Origin of the sequence: Pseudoalteromonas sp. GW168-MNA-CIBAN-0100 (assembly GCF_040309225.1) — a bacterium.
Classification (GTDB): Bacteria; Pseudomonadota; Gammaproteobacteria; order Enterobacterales; family Alteromonadaceae; genus Pseudoalteromonas; species Pseudoalteromonas arctica.
The window spans coordinates 1-247 of record NZ_JBEOOL010000926.1 but is presented as its reverse complement, the minus strand read 5'-3'; the positions used below and the strand labels follow the sequence as shown (position 1 = coordinate 247).

Below are 247 nucleotides of genomic sequence, written 5' to 3'. Positions count from 1 at the left end.
CTTATGACCCGCGGCACGCTGATTGCGTTATTTGCTAACATAGGTTGTTATATTAGCTTTTCGTTAGGGGCTGAGGAGCGATTAATTGATAAAATTCAGGCTGCTGCATTTGTTAACCCAAAAGATCAGACTATTTTATCAAAGCGTTTAAATAAAGATGTTAAAGCCACAGTATACGACTTTAAAATACTGCTACAGACCTTTTTAGGTATTCAGCGCAGCCAGCAAGTATTAGCCAATTATGCCC

1 protein-coding gene is annotated in these 247 nt (G+C 38.9%); it reads left to right on the top strand.

The window, feature by feature from the left end:
- Positions 1–247 (top strand): hypothetical protein (locus AAEY62_RS24045; protein ID WP_350636982.1); only part of this gene is annotated, 247 nt, incomplete at both ends.